At 64.9% G+C, this 20,606-nt stretch carries 15 protein-coding genes; 5 read left to right on the top strand and 10 right to left on the bottom strand.

The genetic code is table 11. The annotated features are described in order from the left end of the window. Positions 1–46: 46 nt before the first annotated feature. Genes ABDW49_RS24185 through ABDW49_RS24170 form a run of 4 tightly spaced genes read left to right on the top strand, consistent with a single transcriptional unit; the run spans position 47 to position 7,665 of the window. Positions 47–3,493: a LamG-like jellyroll fold domain-containing protein gene (locus ABDW49_RS24185; RefSeq protein WP_343615970.1), complete on the top strand. Its 3,447-nt coding sequence runs from the start codon at positions 47–49 to the stop codon at positions 3,491–3,493. Then, complete coding sequence (locus ABDW49_RS24180) at positions 3,493–4,968, top strand: carboxylesterase family protein (protein WP_343615968.1); 1,476 nt, start codon at positions 3,493–3,495, stop codon at positions 4,966–4,968. The genes ABDW49_RS24185 and ABDW49_RS24180 overlap by 1 nt, the downstream gene beginning before the upstream one ends. Continuing rightward, complete coding sequence (locus ABDW49_RS24175) at positions 4,965–5,699, top strand: GDSL-type esterase/lipase family protein (protein ID WP_343615967.1); 735 nt, start codon at positions 4,965–4,967, stop codon at positions 5,697–5,699. Before ABDW49_RS24180 ends, ABDW49_RS24175 begins: the two co-directional genes overlap by 4 nt. 16 nt (positions 5,700–5,715) lie before the next feature. Next, complete coding sequence (locus tag ABDW49_RS24170) at positions 5,716–7,665, top strand: glycoside hydrolase family 97 protein (protein WP_343615965.1); 1,950 nt, start codon at positions 5,716–5,718, stop codon at positions 7,663–7,665. Positions 7,666–7,718: 53 nt separating this feature from the next. On the opposite strand, the gene pip is transcribed toward ABDW49_RS24170, so the two are convergent. The 6 genes from pip to otnK all read right to left on the bottom strand — a co-directional run bounded on the left by pip (position 7,719) and on the right by otnK (position 13,178). Next, positions 7,719–8,678 (bottom strand): prolyl aminopeptidase, encoded by a 960-nt coding sequence (gene pip / locus ABDW49_RS24165; RefSeq protein WP_343615964.1) that lies wholly within the window; start codon positions 8,676–8,678, stop codon positions 7,719–7,721. A 189-nt stretch (positions 8,679–8,867) separates the two neighbouring features. Next, positions 8,868–10,022, bottom strand: coding sequence for a hypothetical protein (locus tag ABDW49_RS24160; protein WP_343615963.1), 1,155 nt, complete (start codon positions 10,020–10,022; stop codon positions 8,868–8,870). Next, positions 10,019–11,038 carry a Gfo/Idh/MocA family oxidoreductase gene (locus tag ABDW49_RS24155; RefSeq protein WP_343615962.1) on the bottom strand — a complete coding sequence of 340 codons (1,020 nt, stop codon included), beginning with the start codon at positions 11,036–11,038 and terminating at the stop codon, positions 10,019–10,021. The genes ABDW49_RS24160 and ABDW49_RS24155 overlap by 4 nt, the downstream gene beginning before the upstream one ends. Continuing rightward, on the bottom strand, positions 11,035–11,319 hold the full coding sequence (locus tag ABDW49_RS24150) for a putative quinol monooxygenase (protein ID WP_343615960.1): 285 nt from the start codon (positions 11,317–11,319) through the stop codon (positions 11,035–11,037). Before ABDW49_RS24150 ends, ABDW49_RS24155 begins: the two co-directional genes overlap by 4 nt. 9 nt (positions 11,320–11,328) lie before the next feature. Further along, positions 11,329–11,964 carry a 3-oxo-tetronate 4-phosphate decarboxylase gene (gene otnC / locus ABDW49_RS24145; RefSeq protein ID WP_343615958.1) on the bottom strand — a complete coding sequence of 212 codons (636 nt, stop codon included), beginning with the start codon at positions 11,962–11,964 and terminating at the stop codon, positions 11,329–11,331. Next, on the bottom strand, positions 11,961–13,178 hold the full coding sequence (otnK, locus tag ABDW49_RS24140) for a 3-oxo-tetronate kinase (RefSeq protein ID WP_343615957.1): 1,218 nt from the start codon (positions 13,176–13,178) through the stop codon (positions 11,961–11,963). The genes otnC and otnK overlap by 4 nt, the downstream gene beginning before the upstream one ends. A gap of 62 nt (positions 13,179–13,240) precedes the next feature. Between otnK and ABDW49_RS24135 the strand changes: the two genes are divergently transcribed. Next, complete coding sequence (locus ABDW49_RS24135) at positions 13,241–14,161, top strand: SMP-30/gluconolactonase/LRE family protein (RefSeq protein ID WP_343615956.1); 921 nt, start codon at positions 13,241–13,243, stop codon at positions 14,159–14,161. Between the two features lie 93 nt (positions 14,162–14,254). On the opposite strand, the gene ABDW49_RS24130 is transcribed toward ABDW49_RS24135, so the two are convergent. The 4 genes from ABDW49_RS24130 to ABDW49_RS24115 form a co-directional block, all read right to left on the bottom strand. After that, on the bottom strand, positions 14,255–15,511 hold the full coding sequence (locus tag ABDW49_RS24130) for an MFS transporter (RefSeq protein ID WP_343615954.1): 1,257 nt from the start codon (positions 15,509–15,511) through the stop codon (positions 14,255–14,257). Positions 15,512–15,516: 5 nt separating this feature from the next. Further along, the gene (locus ABDW49_RS24125) at positions 15,517–16,599 is read right to left on the bottom strand and encodes an isocitrate/isopropylmalate dehydrogenase family protein (protein ID WP_343615952.1); all 1,083 of its coding nucleotides are present in this window, start codon (positions 16,597–16,599) and stop codon (positions 15,517–15,519) included. Between the two features lie 95 nt (positions 16,600–16,694). Further along, complete coding sequence (locus ABDW49_RS24120) at positions 16,695–17,417, bottom strand: GntR family transcriptional regulator (protein ID WP_343615950.1); 723 nt, start codon at positions 17,415–17,417, stop codon at positions 16,695–16,697. A gap of 149 nt (positions 17,418–17,566) precedes the next feature. Further along, on the bottom strand, positions 17,567–20,518 hold the full coding sequence (locus ABDW49_RS24115) for a TonB-dependent receptor (protein ID WP_343615948.1): 2,952 nt from the start codon (positions 20,516–20,518) through the stop codon (positions 17,567–17,569). Between the last annotated feature and the right edge of the window lie 88 nt (positions 20,519–20,606).

Here is a 20,606-nt window from a genome sequence, read left to right as displayed (position 1 = left end):
AAACGATCGCGTCGCAGCCTCTGGCCCGGCGCCGTGGGAGAGCATTATGGTTTCGCGCAAATTCAGCCGCCGACTGACCGGCTGCGTCGCCGTGTCGGCGCTTGTTCTGGCGCTCAATGCAGCCGCCGCCCCGGCAGCCCCCACCGCAGGGGAAGCGCTCGGCCCCTATAACGCTGCCTTCCTGCAGGGCGGCATCGGCATCGACCGCGATCTTACCCCCTCCCCTCTGCTCGCGGCGCAAGCCAGCCTCACCTTCTCCGCCTGGGTGCTGCCGCAAGAGCTTGGACATGGCACGGTCACGCTGATCGCGCTGGGCGATCCGGCGCAGGTCACCCGCAGCCTTGCGCTGGTCGATGGCCGCCCTGCGCTGATCACCGGCAGAGACAGTCGCCTGATCACCACCACTCCACTGGCCGCCGGGCGCTGGACTCATCTCGCCGGCACTCTCTCGCCCGATGGCGCAAAGCTCTATGTCGATGGCCAAGCGGTGACCTCCGGCTCGCTGCCCGTGCCCGCTGTCACGGGGCAGATCCATATCGCCCCGCCTCTTCCCGGCCAGCCGCATTTCGGCGGCACGCTGGCTGCCGCGCAGGTTGCACCCGGCGCCGCTTCCGCCGACGCCATCGCCGCGCTGGCCTCCCGCCGGCCCGATTTCGACCTTATCCAGACCTGGCATGTGGGCGTGGGCTGGGAATTCCAGAAGACGGCCAACACCGGCTACTGGCGCCAGCAGGACGCATGGACCCTGCCGCAGGCCAAGGGCGGCACCACCGCCCCGGTCGCGACGCCTGTCACGCCCCGCCCTGCGGTGGAGGCCCTTGGCACAGGTCGCTGGCGCATCAATGGCTGGCAACTGGCCGCCGCGCCTGATGTGGCAAAGGATGGTGAAACCCTCTCCCGCCCCGGCCAGCCTGCGGGCGTATGGCGCCCGGCCACGGTGCCCGGCACGGTGCTGACGACGCTGGTCGATCGTGGCGTCTATCCCGATCCCTATTACGGGTTGAACAACCTCAAGATCCCCGAGAGCCTCGCCCGACAGGACTATTGGTATCGCACCAGCTTCACCCTGCCGCCGGAGGCTGCGGGCAAGCAGCTCTCGCTGGTGCTGAACGGCGTGAACTATGCCAGCGCGGTGTTCATCAATGGCGCGCGCGCGGGAACCACCAAAGGCGCCTTCGCGCGCGGCCGCTTCGCCTTTGCCGCCGTATCGGGCGAGAACACCATCGCCATCCGCGTCACGCCCCCGCCCCATCCCGGCATTCCGCATGAGCAGTCGATCAGCGCGGGCGTAGGCGAGAACGGCGGCCAGCTCGCCATCGACGGCCCAACCTTCGTGGCCACCGAAGGCTGGGACTGGATCCCCGGCATCCGCGACCGCGACACCGGCCTGTGGCAAGATGTGGAGTTGGCAGCGACCGGCCCGGTGCGGCTGGGCGATGCGCAGGTCATCACCAACCTTCCCCTGCCCCGCATCGACAGTGCCGACATCACCATCGCCGTGCCGCTCCACAATGACAGCGTTCAGCCCCAGACTGTGACCGTCACCGCCAGCTTCGACGATGTGCGCGTCAGCCGCCAGATCACCGCCCCTCCGGGAGAGAGCGAGGCCCGCTTCACCCCGGCGGATTTCGCCGCGCTGCATGTGAAGAATCCGCGCCTCTGGTGGCCCAACGGCTATGGCGAACCCGCGCTGCACACGCTGCATCTGGAGGCCAGCGTGGCCGGGCAGGGCAGCGATACGGCGACCACACGTTTCGGCATCCGCGAGGTCTCCTATGATCTCTCGCTGATGGACAAGGCCGGGCATCTGCGCCGCGTGAATGTGCAGCCCACGGACGGGCGCATGGCCGGCACAAAGCTGATCGATATCCGCCATGAGGCGATCAAGCAGAGCCCGAAAGGCTGGGTGGAATCCCTGACCGCAGCGGGCGAGACATCCCCCGCCGTGCGCGACCTCGGCCCCGAGGACACCTTGCTCGAGCCCCATCTGACCCTGCGCGTCAATGGCGTGAAAATCGCCGCGCGCGGCGGAAGCTGGGGCATGGACGATGCGATGAAGCGCCATGACCGCGCCCGGCTGGAGCCCTATTTCCGCCTGCACAAGGATGCCCATCTCAACATCATCCGCAACTGGATGGGCAACAACACCGAGCCTGAATTCTACGATCTGGCCGATGAGTACGGCATGATGGTGCTCAACGACTTCTGGCAGTCCACCCAGAATTTCCAGGTCGAGCCCGAAGACCCCGCGCTGTTCCTCGCCAATGCCGAGGATGTGGTGAAGCGCTATCGCAACCATCCCTCGATCGTGGTGTGGTTCGGGCGCAATGAGGGCGTGCCCTATCCCACCCTCAACGAGGGGCTGGACGATCTGCTCTTCAAGCTGGATGGCACGCGCTGGTACACCGGCAGCTCGAACACGGTGAACCTGCAAGGATCGGGGCCCTACAATTATCGCCAGCCCGAGGGCTATTTCACCGATCTGGCCACCGGCTTTTCAGTGGAGACCGGCACGCCCTCGCTGGCCACGCGTGAGGCGGTGAGCGCCTATGTGCCGCCCGCCGACCGCTGGCCGCTGAGCGATACGCTGGCCTATCACGACTGGCATTTTTCCGGCAATGGCGACACCAAAACCTTTATGCAGAGCCTTGAGCGCCGCTTTGGCCCCGCCACCAGCTTCGAGGATTTCGAGCGCAAGGCCCAGATGATGAATCTGGAAGGCCACAAGGCGATGTTCGAGGGCTTTCTGGGCCATCTCTGGTCCCGCAATTCGGGCCGCCTGCTGTGGATGACCCATCCGGCATGGACCTCCAACGCCTGGCAGATCTACAGCTCGGACTATGACACCCATGCCGCCTATTACGGCATCGCCAAGGCCGCCGAGCCGCTGCATGTGCAGATCAACCTGCCCGGCAATGAGGTGGTCGTCATCAACACCACGCGCGACAATGCGCCGGGTCTGACCGCCACCACCCGCATTCTGGGGCTGGACGGCAAGGAACTCTTCGCCCGCCGCGACAGGCTGGATGCTCTGGTCAATCGCGACACGCTGCTGCCCGCCCTGCCGCTGGGCGCCCTGCTGGCCCAGCATCCGATGGTGCTGGTCAGCCAGAGCCTGACGGACCGCAGCGGGCACGTCCTGTCCTCCAACCTCTATTGGCGCGGCAAGGATGAAAGCAGCTATCGCGCGCTCAATGACCTGCCAGCCGTGGCCATGAAGGCGGACGTCGCCGCCCCCGTCACCATCGGGCAGGAGCAGGAGCTGCGCGTTACGCTGACCAACCCCGCCACCACCCCGGCGCTGGCCGCCAAGCTGACGCTGCTCGACGCGCAGGGGCAACGCATCCTGCCCGCCTATTACAGCGACAATTATCTCTCCCTGCTCGGCGGGCAGACGCAGGTGGTCACCATCCGCTATCCCGCCCGCAGCGGCCCCGCCCCGCACGTCAGCCTGCGCGGCTGGAACGTGACGGACGCCGAGGCAGGCCAGTGATGAAACGCGCCACGGCCCTGCTGGCAGCGACCATGTTGTGGGCGGGGGCGGCACAGGCCGCGCCGCCCACAGCGGCTGTGACAGGTGGCACCATCGCGGGCACCGTGGATGATCACGGCACGCTGCTGTTCCGCGCCATCCCCTTTGCCGCCCCGCCGCTGGGCGATCTGCGCTGGCGCCCGCCTGCCCCGGTGGTGCCATGGCAGGGCCAGCGCGATGCCGCCCGGCCCGGCCCCTCCTGCCTGCAAAACGACTATGGCTGGAACCACGCCGACTATGTGCGCGCCAGCGAGGATTGCCTGACGCTGGATGTCGCCACCCCCGCTCTGGCCGGGAAACGGCCGGTGATGGTGTGGATACACGGCGGCAGCAACCGGGCGGGCTCGGCGGGCGAGACGGTGCGGGCCTCGCTGGTGCGGCGCGGTGTGGTGCTGGTGGCGGTGCAGTACCGGCTCGGCCTGCTGGGCAATCTGCCGCATCGCGCTTTGGCCGCCGAGCAGGGCGGCCATACCGGCAATTACGGGTTGATGGACCAGATCGCGGCCCTGCGCTGGGTGCAGGCCAACATCGCGCGCTTTGGCGGCGATCCGGCCAATGTCACCATCTTCGGGGAATCGGCAGGAGCGCAGGATGTTGGCCTGCTGCTGGCCGCACCGGAGACCAAAGGCCTGTTCATCCGCGCTATTCTGGAAAGCGGAACCCCCTCCTTCGGCCTGACCTGGCGCCCGCTCGATCAGGCCCTGCGCCTTGGCGACCAGCTTGACGCCGTGCTGGGGACCGGCGGCGGCATCGCCCCCTTGCGCGCCGCATCGGCTCATGCCCTGCTGGAGGCCGACAAGGCGCTGCATGATCCGGCCCTGCAGCATGACGATTTCCTCTGGCTGCGCGCCACCATCGATGGCGCCGTCCTGCCCCGCGATCCCCGCGCTCTGCTGCAGGAGGCGCCCGCGCGCCCGGTCATCATCGGATCGAACCGTGCCGAATTCGGCCTGCCCGGTGGACGCCCCCATCGCGATGCCGATGTGGACGATGCCTTTGGCGCCCAGACCGACAAGGCCCGCGCCTTCTACCGCCTCGACGCGCCCGATCCCGCGGCAGACCCAAGGCTGGGCGATCGCGATCTGCGTATCGCCACGGACATTCTGTTCCGCTGCCCCGCCGGCAGGCTGTCCGACCTGCTGTCCGGGTTGGGATGGCCGGTCTGGCGCTATGAATTCGATCTGGCGCCCGATGGCGGGCGCAGCTTCCATGCCGCCGAGATCGGCTATGTGATGGAGAACAAGAGCTTTGGCCCCGCCATCACCCTGCAGGATTACTGGCTGGCATTTGCCCAGAGCGGGAAACCCGCAGTTGCGGGCAAACCGGCATGGCCCGCCTATGCGCCGGGCCGCAGCCATATGACATTCGATGCGCGCGGCGCTACGCCCGGCGCCGATCTTGCGGCAACGCCTTGCGACTGGATGGACAGGATATGACAGCCACCCTCAACCGCCGCGCGATGATGGGCATGGCCGCTGCCCTGCCGCTGAGCGCGGCCATGCCCGCAAAGGCGGCCGAATGTCCGGCCGAAAGCGAGGCCGACCGCCGCCTGCACAGCGATTTTGCCTGGCTGGGCCGCTATGCCGACGACAATCGCGCGCTGATCGCCAGCGGCGTGGCCACCGGCATCGTCTTTATGGGCGACAGCATCACGCAGGGGTGGAAAGACAAACGCCCCGGTTTTTTCACGCCCGGACGCGTCAATCGCGGCATCGGCGGGCAGACCACGCCCCAGATGCTGCTGCGCATGATGGCCGATGTGATCGCGCTGCGGCCCCGCGCCGTGCATATCATGGGCGGCACCAATGATATCGCGGGCAACACCGGCCCCATGACAGAGGCCATGAGCCGCGACACCATCGCCGCCATGACCACGCTGGCCCGCGCCAATGGGCTGCGCGTGCTGCTCGCCTCGATCCCCCCGGCCTCGCATTATCCATGGAGGCCGGGTCTGGACACGCGCACGCCGATCGCCGCGCTCAATGGCTGGATGCGCGATTATGCCGCTCAGGCCGGGTTGGACTGGATCGATTATCACGAGGTGCTCGATGACGGCGCCGGGGGCATGAAGCCCGGCCTTTCCTATGACAATGTCCATCCCACCGAAGCGGGCTATGACGCCATGGCCGGTCTGCTTACCCCCCGCCTCGCCACGCTGGGCCTGTAAAACGAGGATTCTCCAGATGAAACGTGCCTTCCACGCCCTGCCCCTTATGGCACTGGCTTTTGCCACGCCCGCTCTGGCGCAATCGCTCGATGTGGCCTCGCCGGATGGCCATAACCGCATTCGCCTCTCCGTCGATGCGCAGGGCCAACCCCTGTGGTCAGCCGAACGGGACGGGCAGCAGGTGATCGAGGCCTCGCCTCTGGGCCTCACGCTGGCGGAAGGCCCGCTGGCGACAGGACTGACGGTCACCGGCAGCGAGGCGACGGCGGGCGAGGATCGCTATGCCATCATCGCGGGCAAGGCTGCCTCCGCCGCCGACCGCTATCGCGCATTGAGCATCCAACTGGTGGAAAAGGACGGCGCCCGCAGGGCCCTAACCGTCGAATTGCGCGCCTATAACGATGGTGTTGCTTTTCGCACCATTCTGCCGGTGCAGCCGCAGATCGTGGCTCCCATCATCCGCGAAGAGCGCAGCGAATTCCGCGTGGCGCCGGGCAGCCATTGCTGGGGTTTCAACATCGGCTCCTTCGGCAAGAGCCATGAGGGAGAATATGAGCCGGTCGATCCGGCCAAAGCGCGGCCCCACAACCTCTTCGACCTGCCCATGCTGTGCGAAAGCAACGGCAAGGCGCTGGCCATCACCGAGGCCGGACTGGCCGATTATGCGGGCCTCGCCCTGACCGGGCGCGGCGATGGCGGACCGGGCTTTGCCGCCAAACTGTCCCCCGCGCTGGACGATCCGCGCATCGCCGTGCGCGGCAAGGTCGGTTCGCCGCTGGCCTCGCCGTGGCGGCTGATCATGCTGGGCGACAAAGCGGGCGATCTGATCCCCTCCACGCTGGTCACCAGCTTGGCCGAGCCTTCGCGCGTGGCGCAAACCGACTGGATCAAGCCGGGCCTCTCGGCATGGGACTGGTGGAACGGGCCCAGTCTGAAGAGCGTGGCCAAGGCCGGCACCAACACCGAAACGGCCAAAGCCTTCATCGATTTCGCCGCCGCCAACGGCCTGCCCTACAGCTTGATCGACGAAGGCTGGTATCAGGGCGCGGGCGGCGCGGGCGAGGTTCGCCCCGGCGCCGATATGATGCATTGGAACCCGGCCATCGATCTGCCCGCGCTGATCGACTATGGCGCGAAAAAGCATGTCCGCCTGTGGCTGTGGTTCAACTGGCGCGCGCTGGACGCCAATATGGAGGCTGCGCTGGCGCAATATGCCGCGATGGGGATCGCCGGGATCAAGGTCGATTTCATGGACCGCGACGATCAGGCCATGGTCGACTGGTATCACCGCCTGCTGGAAGCGGCCGCGCGCCATCATCTGATGGTCGATCTGCATGGCGCCTATGTGCCGCGTGGCCTGACGCGCGCCTATCCCAATTTCCTGACACAGGAAGGGGTTATGGGCGCGGAATACAACAAATGGAGCCGCCGCGTCACCGCCGACCACAATGTGATGCTCGCCTATACGCGCGGTCTGCTGGGGCCGATGGATTATACGCCCGGCGGCTTCAACAATGTGGCGCCCGCCGATTTCGTGCCGCGCAATGACCGGCCTTTCGTTCAGACCACGCGGGCCCATGGGCTGGCGCTGTATGTGGCCTATGAAAGCCCCTTCGCCAGCCTTGCGGACAGCCCGGATGCCTATGCCGAGAGCCCGCAGGGGCTGGACTTTATCCGCGGCGTGCCCACTATCTGGGACGAAACCCGCTTTCTGGGTGGGCAGGTGGGGGATTATGTCGCCATCGCCCGTCGGAAGGGGAAGCGCTGGTATGTCGGCGTGCTGAACAACCATGAGGCGCGCAGCATCAGCCTGCCGCTCGATCTTTTGGGGGCAGCGTTTCACATGACGCTCTGGCGTGATGGTGCCACGCCGCGCGAAACGGTGAAGGAAGCGCGCGCGGTCCATGGGGCTCTTGCGCTTGATCTGGCCGGTTCGGGCGGGGCTGCGATGATCCTGGAACCTTGACAGCGAGGCTGCCCCGGATCCGGTGCGGCCCTGCTGCAGGCACTGCGATCAGGTCAGGCTTCCTCGGGCTTACCTGCGTAACGGTCGGTCGCCCGTATCAATCGATCCAGAATGCCCGGCTCGGAGAAAGCGTGGCCCGCGCCCTCAATCAGATGAAAGTCCGCCTCGGGCCATGCCTTATGGAGCGCCCAGGCATAGCGGGCCGGGCAAGGCATGTCGTAGCGGCCATGGACGATGGTTCCGGGAATCGACCGCAGTTTCTCCGCATCGCGCAACAGTTGACCCGGCTGAAGCCAGCAGTCGTTGACAAAATAATGGGTTTCGAGACGCGCGAAGGCGAGAGCGAAATGGCCATTGTCATGCTGGGCCGTCGTCTCGGGGTCCGGGAGCAGGGTGATGGTCTCGCCTTCGAACAGGCTCCATGCGCGGGCGGCGGCGATCTGATCCTCCAGCACCCCCGTCGTCAGGCGGCGATGATAGGCAGTCAACATATCTCCACGCTCGGCCTGCGGAATGGGGGAGAGGAAGCGCTCATATTTATCAGGGAACATCTCCGAGACGCCGAATTGGTAGAACCAGTTCAGTTCCGGCCCCGTGCACATGTAGATGCCGCGCAGGACCAGTTCCGTCACGCGATCGGCATGGGCTTGCGCATAGGTGAGCGCCAGCGTCGAGCCCCAGGAGCCGCCGAAGACCAGCCATTGATCGACGCCGGCCAAGACCCGCAGCCGCTCGATGTCGGCCACCAGATGCCAGGTCGTGTTCGCCTCAAGCCCGGCGTGAGGGGCGGATTTTCCGCAGCCGCGCTGGTCGAACAACAGAACGTCGTAAAGCGCTGGATCGAACAGACAGCGATGGCTGGGTGAAATGCCTCCGCCCGGCCCGCCGTGCAGAAAGACAGCCGGCTTGGCACCCGGCGTGCCGCAGCGCTCATAGTAGAGGCTGTGGCCGTCGCCCACGTCGAGCATACCGGTTTCATAGGGTTCGATGGGGGGATAAAGGGTGCGCAACATGGTCTCCTTGTCGTCGATTCCGGATAACAAGGAAAGTCACTATGTGAGAGCGTGTCGTGCCCCTCTATCCCGCTGATATGGCAAAAGCCACGTCCGCTTGAAACCCAGGTCGACGCGGGCGACCTCAAGACCCCCATGGGTCACCTTCACAATCTCGGCACCGGCAAACATCCGGAGGAAGGTGTCCGCCTAAGCCTTTGTTGTACCGGTGATCTCCGCAAGGGCGTTGAAGAACCCTTTCTTGCGCGCGGAATTGATGCCCCAATCCACCGGCAGGCTCTGATAGCCATCCTCGAAGGGCTCTGTGATCTGGCGGTAATCGAAATAGCCCCAGCCGACATATTCCTGCACCGCGGCATTCAGGTCATTGTCGAACTTCTCGAAATCGAAATGATCGTCCTCATTGATCAGCAGAGGCTGGCCATGGTAGCCGGGCATCGCGCGAATGTCCTTGGCGCGGCTGCGCAGGCTGTCGGGCGTGGCCATCGCATTGCCATGGAACAGCACGTAATCCACGCTTTCCAGCAGCTTGGCCGGAATTTGCGAGTGCCAGAGTATGCTGGTGCTGACCTGGAGCCGCCCCTGCCGGTTGCGGATCTTGCCCTTGCTGCGGGTCTGAATGCGACTGACCAGCTCATGTGCGCGGGCAGGCTTGATGATGTCATGCGCCCAGGGGGCAAGATCCACCTCATTGCCGACCTCGATCAGCACATGGGTATAGCCCTTCTGGCAGACCAGATCGATCACCTCATCAGCGGCGCGCAACACAGCCGCCTCATCCTTGAGCGCCGGTTTCGCCGCAATGTAGAACAGCCCCAGAATGGCCACCATGCCAGCGGCATCAAGGGCATCGAGCACACGGATCAGGCGATCGCGGTAATCGGGGAGCAGTTGGCCGTCAGCGGTATAGCCGCTCATCTGCCAGGGCTGATGCCAGCCATAGCCCATCGGGCTGCCGCCCTGAATGTTGAAAGCCACAGAGGTCAGCCCATGGGCGCGATAGAGCGGCAGGGCGGCAATGAACTCATTGGTGTTGCGCTCGGGATCCCAGGGGCCGTCGCGATAGGCCCACATGCCGCGCGTCTCCGGGTTCTGGTCATTGGCAATACAATTCACCATGCGCGAGGTGAAGAGCAGCCCCTCGATCTTCGAGCCGCGATACACACGACCGGGATAGGTCAGCTTGCCGTTGATATGGAAAGCATCACCGACAACATCGACCACCGTCGAGCGCGCGGATGCGGCGGCAAAGGCTGGAACGGTGGGAAAGCCTGCCAGCATGACGGCGCTGCCCGTCCCCATCAGTCGCAAGACATCGCGCCGGTTGTTCATGAATTTGGTCATCCTGCATCTCTCCATGATTGTGTTTCGTGGCTTGCGTAAACGGCCTCGACCAGCGCCAGCGTGCGCAGATAGTCCGCTCCGGTCAGCTCATGCGGCTGCCGATCGGCCAGGGCTCGGGTGAAATGGGCCAGCGTGTGGTAGACGCAATCGCCCGCAAAGCCCTTTTTCTCATGATGATACGGCACGGCCTCTACCTGTCCTTGAGGCGAGATGGCGCGCAGATCGCCATCCTCGGCAAGCACCAGCGTGCCCTCGCTCCCCTCGACGCGGAACGCTCCAAAGGTATAGCGCGGGTCGTCCGCCTCGGCCGGGTGATAGCGGTCGGCGTCCCACAGGCCGGTGGCGCCATTGGCGAAATCGCATAGCACCAGCGCCTTGTCCTCGCCCGCGATCACCGGGTTGAGACGGTCCAGCCGGGCCATGACCCGCGTGATCTCCCCGCCCAGAAAACGGAAGACATCGAGGATATGCACGCCGGTCTCATGCACCAGAAAACGCGGCATCTCGCGAAAATAAGGCTGGCGCGAGAGATAGGCATCCTGCCCCCAGCCATCGCCCAGACGGGTGCGGCAATGGATCGCCTGAAGCGCGCCGATGCGCCCGGCATCGATCTGGCGCCTGATTTCGCGATGCCACGGCTGAAAGCGGAAATTGTCATGCGCCATGAACAGGATGCCCGCCTGCTCGGCCATGGCCACGATGGTCTGCGCCTGCGCGAAATCGGGCGCCAGCGGCTTCTGGCACAACACGGCAATGCCGCGCTCCGCCGCCATGCGCACGATCTCGGCATGGGTCTGCGGCGGGGTGATGATGTCGAGAAAATCGGGCTTTTCACGCTCGATCAGCGCGGCCAGATCGTCGCCATAAGCAGGAATGCCGAAACGCTGCGCCATAGAATGCGCGCACCGCGGATCGCTGTCGCACAGGGCGACGATCCCGGCCCCTTCCACCCGCGCCCAGGCGTCGAAGTGGAACTGGCTGAAATAGCCCGCGCCGATGGCCAGCCCGCGCTTCACAGAGGGCCGTCCAGCAACTCGACCTTCTTCGACAGGATCCACGGCGTCACCTCGGCATCGAAAGCCTTGAAGTGAGCGCTGGCCAGATGCGCGTCGAAAGCGGCGGCATCGTCATAGATTTCATACAGCAGCACGCGGTCGTCATGCCGGCCATCGGTGGCCACATCGAAGCGTTGACAGGCCGGCTCCAGCGCCATAGAATCCCGTGCCTGCCCCAGCACACGCTCCAGAAAGGCGGCGCGATGCTGCGCCATGACGACAAATTCCACCCAGACGATCACAGGCCTCTCCTAACCGCCGAAAACGGCATTCAATTCGGCCACCTGCTCCGCCGTCAAACGGCGGTAACGATGACCATCCAGCACGAAATAGAGCTTCGATGTTTCCTCCAACTCCTCCGCGGCGGCGATGGCGGCGGGCAGGTCCGCCCCCGTCACCACCGGCCCGTGATTGGAGAGCAGGATGGCGCGATGATCGCGCAGCAGTCCCTCGATCATATCGGCCTGCGTGGTGTCGCCGGGCCGGAAATAGGGCGCCAGCGCCACCCGCCCGAAGCGCATCACCGCATAGGGCGTGATCGGCGGCAGGACATCGCTGGTGTCGGCAACCTCCAGACAGGACATCGCCACCGCATGGGTGGAATGCAGATGCACCACCGCGCCAATGCCGGGCCGCGCGCGATAGGCGGCCAGATGCAGCCATGCCTCCTTGGTGGGCACCGGGCCATCGACGGGGCTGCCATCCATGCGCACCCGCGTTAGCCCGTCCACCGTCAGGCGGCCGAGCGAGATGTTGGTGGGGGTGAGCAGCAGATGGTCCTCATCCAGCCGCGCACTCAGATTGCCCGATGTGCCGCAGCCATAGCCGCGTGCGAACAGCGAATGGGCATAGTCCACCATGGCCTCGCGCAGTTGGGTCTCGTTCATACCATCTCCCTGGCGAGCTGGAAAAAGTCGGGATCGCCAAAGTTGCCGGATTTCAGGGCCAGCGCGTAACCTTGCGGCTCCTGCGTATAGGTGACCGGCACGCCGGGGGCGATGTCGGGGCCAAAACTCATCATCCGCACCTTGAGCGCGCGCGTCACCGCGCCGGAGGTTTCGCCCCCCGCCACGATAAAGCGCCTCACCCCCGCCTTTGCCAAAGCCTCGGCCAGACACGCAAAGAGCGTTTCGATCCGCGCGGCGGCCTCATCGCGGCCCAGCGTGGCCTGAGCCTGCGCCACGATTGCGGGATCGGCGCTGGAATAGATCAGGAAATCCCCATGGGCAGCTTGCTCCAACGCCCATGAGACGATGCCCTCCACATCGGCGCTCAGCGGATCGATGGCGCGTGACGGCACCTTGCCGGCCATCTGCGCCACCTGCTTCAGGGTCATCGCCGAACAGCTACCACTAAGCATCGCCGCCGGGCCCGGCGTGGCATGCCGCTCAGCCTGCGCCGCGCGATTGTCGCCCATCCTCAACCCGCCCAGAGCGCCGCCCAAAGCCGCGCCACCCGTCACCAGCGGCATGGCGCGGCAGGCCCGCGCGACGGTGGAGATATGGCGATCATCGATGGCATCGACGATGGCCACCTGCCGCCCCAGCGCGGCAAAGCCTTCCTGCAAGGCCTGCTCCCCCGCCTCCACCATGGCCAGCGGCGCCAGCCCGACGCTCGCCCGCGCCTGAACGCCCAGCACGCGCACCAGATCGCTGTCGTGCATCGGCGTCAGCGGATGGTCGCGCATCGAGGAGTCCGACAGCAGCCGGTCCCCCACAAACAGATGCCCCTGATAGACCGTGCGCGCCAGCGCCGGATAGGAGGGGCAAGCCACCGTGACATCGGTCTCCAGCCGGGCCAGCAGATGATCGATCACCGGGCCGATGTTGCCCCGAGGCGTGGAATCGAAGGTCGAGCAATATTTGTAGAAGATCTGGTCCGCGCCCTGCTCCAGCAGAAAATCGAGCGCGGCATCGACAGTGGCCAACGCCTCATCAAGCGGCGCCGTGCGGATCTTGGTGCTGACCACAATCGCGTCGGCAGCAGGCGGAGTGCTACCGGGGACGTCAAAAGTCTGCACCACGCGGCAGCCGTGGCGGATCAGCACAGATGCAACATCGGTTGCGCCGGTAACGTCGTCGGCAATAACACCAAGAATCATTGGACGGGCCATTCACGATTGATAATGTATACGTTGACGTATGTATAAAAGAGGATTCCCTGATGTCAATCGCCGCCTCATCGCTGGAACCGCTGGGCCACAATCTTCACCGGCCCGAATGCGTGCTCCATCAACCCTGCGGCACGGTGCATGTGCCTGACTGGCGCGGGGGGATCACCACCCTGCACCCCGATGGGCGGCAAAGCACGCTGCTGGCCGTGGATGGCCCTCCCGATCTAAAACCCAATGGCATCGCGCTGATGGATGACGGCGGGTTCCTGATCGCCAATCTGGGGGAGGCTGGCGGTGTCTGGGCGATGGATGCGGCGGGGCATGTCACGCCCTTTCTCACGACCCTCAACGGCCACCCGATGCCTGCTGCCAATTTTGTGACGCAGGACGCTCAGGGCCGGACGTGGATCACCGTCAGCACACCCCGCCTGCCGCGCCAGCAGGCGTGGCGGCGCGATGTGCGGGACGGCTTTGTGGTGCGTGTCGATACACGCGGCGCGGTCATCGTCGCCGACGGGCTGCATTACACCAATGAGGCACGCGTCAGCCCATGTGGCGCATGGCTCTATGTGGTCGAAACCTTTGGGCAAAGGCTGATCCGCATGCCTCTGAACGATGCGGGCCAACCGGGGCCGCGCGAAACCGTCGCCCAATTCGGCGACGCGATCTTCCCCGACGGTTTCGCCTTCGACGCGGAGGGAGGGATCTGGGTCACCAGCCTGATCTGCAACGGGCTGATCCGCATCCATCCCGATGGCGGGCAGCAGATCATGCTGATGGAAGACCTGCCCGATCACAGCGCCCCGCTGGCCGCAGCCTTTGCGCAAGGCGCTCTGCCTGCCAACGCGTTGGGGCCCATTCCGGGTGCGCGGCTGCAGCATGTCACCAGCATCGCTTTTGGCGGCTCCGACAATCGCACAGCCGTGATCGGCACGCTGCACAATGACGCGATCTTTCGCTTCGCCCTTTGACCCTTGCGCGCAAAAAGAACCCGCAGAGCGCAGGCTCTGCGGGTCGAGAGGGGATCTGCCACAGGATCGGGGCAAGAGGGAAAGCGCCCGCCCCTATGGTCGATCAAAGACAACACCGCGACGGATACGCAAGGCGACCCAGCACAGCATCGCCAGGAGATTGAGCACAGCGCCCAGCGTAAAGAACGGCGTGGCGCTGCCAAAGGCGGCCATCAGATAGGGAAAGGCGAGCCCGGTCATGAACGACCCCAGATTGCCCGCCATGTTCATCACCCCCGACACCGCGCCAGAGCGTGGTCCGCCCAGATCGATGCAGGTGGCCCAACTCGCCGGATTGGTGAGATCCGCCCCGAACACCGCCAGCGCCAGCCATGCGGTCGCTCCGCCTGCCGTTGTGGCGGTCAGACAGCCCAGCAGGCCAACAGCGGAGAGCGCAAAGCCCACCATCGCCACCCAGCGCCGCGACTGCATCGCGAAACCGCGCCGGAACAGGCGATCGATGGTCCAGCCGCTGACCCAATTGCCCAGCGCGCCCGCCACCAGAGGCACCGCCGCCAGCATGCCGGTGGTCAGCGCATCCAGATGATAGGCCTTCTGCAGATAGGGAAACAGCCATGTCAGGCAGAAGAAGAAGGTGAAGTTGGAGGCGAAGAACTGCCCCATCAGCAACCACATACTGGCCGAGCACCAGAGCGAGCCATGCGGCACAGTCGCCTCGCGCGGATCGGGCCGGGCTTGCGGATCGCCCCGGATTTCGGCCAGTTCGGCAGGCGTGACGCCGGAGTGTTCCTCAGGCGTGTTGCGAAACCATGCGTACCATGCCGCAGCCCAGACCACGCCCACAGCGCCCAGCACGAAGAACGACGCCCGCCAGCCCGCATGGCCCAGCAGGCTGGCCACCAGAGGCAAGGCAAAGGCGGCCCCAAGGCGCGATCCAGACAGGTTGATGCCCTGCGCCAGTGCCCGCTCACCCGCAGGCAACCAGGCGTAGATCGCGCGCGCGCAGGTGGGAAAGGCTCCAGCCTCCGCCGCGCCGAACAGGAAGCGGATCAGGAGCAAGGAGCCCAGCCCCATGGCCAGCCCGGTCAGCCCGGTGAAGGCCGACCAGAGCACCACGATCCCCGCCAACACGCCCCGCGCGCCGAACCTGTCCGCTATGGCACCCGCCGGGGCCTGACACAGCGCATAACCCAGCGCGAAGGCAGAAAGAACCCAGCCAAAGCTGGTGTCCGAAAGCCCCAGATCGCCGACGATCGCCGCCTTGGCTGCCGATACCGCGATCCGGTCGACATAGAGCAGCGTCGTCAGCGAAAAGGTGACGGCCAGCAACAGATGGCGCGTACGCACCATGCGGCTTACGCCAGCGCCGCGCGCACGCGCTCGACGATCTGCGCCGTGCCGTCGCGGCCCCCCGTTTCATAGGACTGGAGATCGCCAGCAGCAAAGGCGATCTCGATGGCGCGCACCAGTTGAACCGAGGCGGTTATGCAGTCAGGCACATCGAAACGTTCGCCCAGCCACTCCAGCATCATCGCGCCCGAGAGCAGCATGGCGGTGGGGTTCGCCTTGCCCTGCCCCGCAATGTCCGGCCCGGTGCCGTGGCAGGGCTGGAAAATGGCATGGCTGTCACCAATGTCGGCCGAGGGGGCCATGCCCATGCCACCGATCAGCGCCGCGCCGACATCGGAGAGGATATCGCCGAACATGTTCTCGGTGACCATCACGTCGAACTCCCAGGGGCTGCGCACCAGGCGAAGGCCCGCCGCATCGACATACATGCAATCGGCCTGAACATCGGGGAATTCCGGAGCGATCTCCAGAAAAACCTGACGAAAGAAAGCCAGCGAGGGGATGACATTGGCCTTGTCCACACAGGTAACGCGACCCTTGCGCCCTTCGCGCGCGGCACGGGTCTGGGCGAGGCGGAAGGCGAAACGGAACAGACGCTCGCAGACATCGCGGCTGATGCGGATCGTGTCGAACACGGCATTCTCTTCGCGGCGCGTCATCGTGCGCGAGGCGAAGATGCCTTCCGTCGATTCACGGATCAGCACGGCGTCCACGCTGGCGGCGCGCGGGTCGGCCAGCGGCGTGGGCGCGCCTTTCAGGATGCGGATCGGGCGGACACCGGCATACAGCGCCAGCATCTCGCGCAGGTCGAGATGCGGCTGCACCTCGGTGCCGTCGGGATAGCGCACATCGGGGATGCCCATGGCGCCCAGCAGGATGGCATCGGCGCTACGGCACGCCTCGACGGCTTCGTCGGGAATGGCGATGCCGGTGCGGCGATAGAGATCGGCGCCGGCCTCATAGTGCTGCATGTCGAAAGAGAAGGTGCCGGCGCGGGTGGCCAGTTCGTTCAACAGATCGACGCAAGGGGCCATCACCTCACTGCCGATGCCATCGCCGGGCAGAACCGTAATCTTGAAAGTGTGCATGGGAGTTCTCGCATTTCCATTTTCTAATGCATTAACGTATACATTAAAAAATGCGAGTCAACAGCCCTGTCCAGCGAGCATGCGTTTTCAGCGGATCAAAGCGAGGTGAGGCCGTGCCGGGTGAGCAGGTCGATCAGCATGGTTCCGCTCTTTTCGCGGTGCAGGCGGTGAATGCGCTCGGCGGCTTCGCCATCGCCGCGGGCAATCGCCTCGACCACATCCTCGTGGTCGCGGTTTGAATTGGTTGGCTTGGGGCGGATCGACAGGGTGATCATCCGCAAGCGATGGGCCTGCCCATTCAGGGTCTCGACGGTTTCGGCCAGACGGCGATTGCCCCCGGCCTGGATCAACAGACGATGGAAGGTGCGGTCCGCCTTGGCCCATTCGCGCAGATCGTCCGCCGCCAGAGCAGCATCCATATCCTCGATGGATTTCCGCATCTCGGCCAGCAGAGCGGCTGACACGCCATTTTCAGCGGCAAATCGCGCGGCAGAAGCCTCCAGCACGGTGACCATCTGATAGATTTCACGCAGATCGTCGATGGAGATATGCTTGACCCGCATGCCATGGCGGGGCCAGATCTCGATCAGCCCTTCGGCCTCCAGCTTCAGCAGAGCTTCGCGCGTGGGGGTGCGGCTGATGTCGAGCTTTTCGGCCATATCCTGCTCGGTGACCTGAAAACCGGCGGGCATTTCATTGTCCAGAATCATCGACCGGATCCGCTGATAGGCGATCTCGGTGAACGATGTGCGCGCCTTTGTTTCCTTGGGCGCCTTCGCCTTGGCCGGGGCAGTCTTCTGGACCGTTTCACTCACCATCGTCTTCAACCTGCTCCAGGGGTATGCGCAAAGCATGAGCTATAGGCGCAATGGCCGGTCCAAACAATGTCGGCGACAGCGCATCCCCAAACCACGGCAAAGCCCTCCCTTGCACGCGGCAAAGGAGGGCTCGACCATGCACCAGAGGATCAGAACGCGGCGCGCAGACCGATGGAGGACATCCGCCCGATCGGGTTGGAGACAAAGCCGTTATAACCATAGCCGCCCACGCCGATGCCGCTGGTGTTGCCGCTGAAGAAGGGCGGCGTGGCATCGAGCAGGTTCTTCACATCGACATAGAAGGTGAGGTTCGAGGCGAAACGGACCGGCAGCTTGTATTCGGCATGCAGGTCGATGGTGGTGTTGGCCCCCACCCAGTCACCCCCGCCATTGGGCAGGCCCGCGCTGTTCACCGTCACCGGATTGAGCGCCGTGTTGCTCCAGTTCCAATAGCCGCCTGTGTAATTGGCGAAACCGTCGATCGAGACGTTGCCATACTGCCATCCCGCCTGAAAGCGCAGCCGCGTCTGGATCGAGGGGAAGGTCGAGTTGAAGCCCGAGGTGTTGAGCACGCTGAAGGGCGTATCGCCGAAATCCTGCATATATTTGGTGTAATAGGTGCCGGTGGCGCCGAGGTTGAAGGTGCCCGCCTTCTGCGTGCGCAGGCGGTAGTTCACCGCATAATCGATGCCCTGCACATTCAGATTGAGCAGATTGCCCGAGTCATTGTTGAGCAGGAAATAGACCGAGGTCGGCAGCGAACCCGTCATCGTGCCGCCATTGGCGACATTGGTGAAGGCATTGATCTGGGCGGTGGTGCAGCCCGAGGGGCAGAGCGTCAGCCGGTCATGCAGCGCCTGCGAATAGAGCTGCACCGAGACGTCTGGGCGGGTCACACCGCCTTTGAAGTGATTGGCCCAATAGGTGACATTGGCGGTGAGGCCCGGCAGGAATTCGGGCTGGAAATCCAGCCCCACCGACCAGCTGTTGCCCGTCTGCGGCCTGGCATTGGCGCCCACGCCATAGTTGCGCGTCAGCCCCTGATTGACACCCGTGCCGATCTGGCAAAGCGTGGTCGCCCCGGCGCAGCCCGGCAATTGCGTGACGCCGGGATAGAGCGCCACGGGTACATAGACCCCGCCTGACACGATGGTGCCCGTCGCGGTGCGCTGATAGCCCATCGAGGGCACACCGATGGCGGCCAGCGGCGGCGCCACAAAGGAGGTGGCATAGTTGGCGCGCAGCTTCACCCCGCGCGTCACCTCCCAATTGGCGGCGATCTTGGGGTTGGTGGTGCCGCCCACGTCATTGTAATGGTCGTGGCGGAACGAGACGTCGATATCCAGCTTGCGGATCAGCGGCACGTTCATGTCCTCGCCCACGATCGGCACCACCGCCTCGGCATAGGCCGAGTAGCTCTTGCGCGAGAGATTGTAGGTGATGAAGGTCGAGCTGAGCGCGGAATTGACGATATTCTGCGGATCGACACTGTCCACCTTCTGCGAAGAACTGAGGAACTCGCCGCCCGCCGCCAGACGGACATCGCCGCCGGGCAGCGAGAAGGCGCGGGCCTGCGCCTCCAGCTTGACCTGATAGAAATCATTGGTGTGCGTCAGCGCCGTGTTGTTCGAATAGAGGCGGTTCCACACCGCCGCATTGGTCGAACCGCCATTGGCATGCCACACGTCCAGCGCATTGGCGGTGGTGAGCGGCGTGTTGAGCGTCACGACATTCTGCCCGGCAATGTCGCTGGCGGTGGTGCTGCCGCTGGCCAGCGAAGTCCCATTCAGCGCCAGATAGGCGCAGGATTGGCAGAACACATTGTAGCTGTTGAGCGAGCTGCGGCTGTGGCCAAGCGCCTGGCTCAGCTTGATCGAGATGCGGTCACTAGCTTTGTAGTCGGCATAGCCATAGAGGTAGAAAGTGTCATTCTCGGCCACCTGCCGCCCGTAATTGTTATCCCCGCGCAGTGCGGCATAGGTGATCGATTCCTGCGTGGCGGTGGGGTCACCCGCCGGGGCGAGGAAGAAGGGGTTGCTCTGCCCTGCGGCCCCTGCCCCCGGACCAAAGGCATTGGCGCTGTTGATCGTGCCCGGCCCCATCGCGCGGCCACCCTTGAGGTGGTTGTAATTCATCACCAGCGACGTATCGAGCCGATCATCGAAATTATGGACCAACCGCATCATGATGTTCGCGCGGGCGTTGCTCTGGATCGCGTCGCCATATTGCGAAATGTTGCAGTTATAATTGGCCTCGGTGTTGGTGACGGTGCTGGTCGCGCCGGGCGAGGTGTAGACCGATGTGCCGGAAGAAGGCGTGCGGATCGTGGCCGGCGAGCAGTTGAAGCTTTGCGCATTACGCCCGCCAACCGCGCGATAGTCGCCCATGCTCAGGAAGGAACGGCTGCTGTTGGCCAGCGGGCTCTGATAGCTGTACTGCGCCGCGACATAGAGGCCGCCGCCGGTCCATGTCTTGCCGACGATGCCGTTGAGATCCTGGCTGCGCCAGTTGTTGGCGAAGGTCGCCTTGCCGCCCAGCTCGACGCCGGAAAAGGTCTTGCGCGTGATGTAATTGACCACGCCCGCGACAGCGTCCGAACCATAGACCGAGGACGCACCATCGGCCAGCACCTCGACCCGCTGCAGCGCGCTGACCGGGATGATGTTGGGGTCGGTCTGGGCATATTGCACGCCGCCGCCCGGCATGCGCATGCCATCGACCAGCACCAGCGTGGTGTTGCTGGCGCTGCCCGCCAGGCTGTGGATCTGCGGCGAGTAATAGGAATAGACGTTTTCGCCGACGCTGGCCGAGCCCGCCGTGCTGATCGCGGGGATCGAGTTGGTCATGTCGGTGGCGTTGACCGGCGCCATCTTCATCATTTCGTTCCGGCTGAGCGCCACCAGATTGGAACCGATGGGCGCAACGCCCTTGATGCTGGTGCCGGTGACGACGATCTCATTGTCGGTGGGCGCGGCGGGCGCCGGGGCGGCTGCGGGAGCGGCATCCTGCGCATGCGCCATGCCGCCTGCCATACAGCTCACCGCCAGCACCCACGTCGAAACAGCACGCCCCAGCCGGGCGCGCGACATCTTTTGCGTCATGAAACCTATCCTCCCTCGGAACCGTCATGGCGTCATCACGCCATTCATTGGATGCTGTAACGTATACGTTGACGCATTCACGAGTCAA

The sequence above is a fragment of the Novosphingobium sp. genome, assembly GCF_039595395.1.
GTDB lineage: Bacteria > Pseudomonadota > Alphaproteobacteria > Sphingomonadales > Sphingomonadaceae > Novosphingobium.
The sequence above is the reverse complement of the archived record's forward strand: the minus strand, read 5'-3'. Positions and strand labels throughout refer to the sequence as shown.